We start from the raw sequence: 382 nt of genomic DNA, 5'->3' as shown, positions 1-382 counted from the left end.
CCAAACCACTTTATACGGCGCAGTTGAAACCGATATTGGTCGCGCCAGCTTATTACGAGTGAGCGCTGACTATCAATATACCGACCCAGAAGGAACCATGTCTGGAGGGATGCCGATATTTTATAGTGATGGCAGTCGCACGCAATACGACCGTGGCACCTCAACGGCACAATCTTGGTCATCATCAAAAACCCAAGCGCTTAATTCGGTGGTGACGTTTGAGCATCACTTCAATTCACATTGGCAACTCTCAGCCAGCTATATATATGGCGATAACGACTTAGAGTACGATGTCTGGTGGGTACGCGGAAATCCCGACCGGGAAAGCAATGAGGGCATGGTCCCCGGCTCAGTCAACTTTATTGACGCCGAACGAACGCAG

Annotated in this window: 1 pseudogene; it reads left to right on the top strand. The window is 50.0% G+C overall.

From position 1 onward, the window contains the following. A pseudogene (locus CWC14_RS19285) lies at positions 1-382 on the top strand (TonB-dependent siderophore receptor); the annotation flags it as partial.

The sequence above is a fragment of the Pseudoalteromonas sp. S3260 genome (assembly GCF_005886925.1).
Classification (GTDB): Bacteria; Pseudomonadota; Gammaproteobacteria; order Enterobacterales; family Alteromonadaceae; genus Pseudoalteromonas; species Pseudoalteromonas tetraodonis.
The sequence above is the reverse complement of the archived record's forward strand: the minus strand, read 5'-3'. Positions and strand labels throughout refer to the sequence as shown.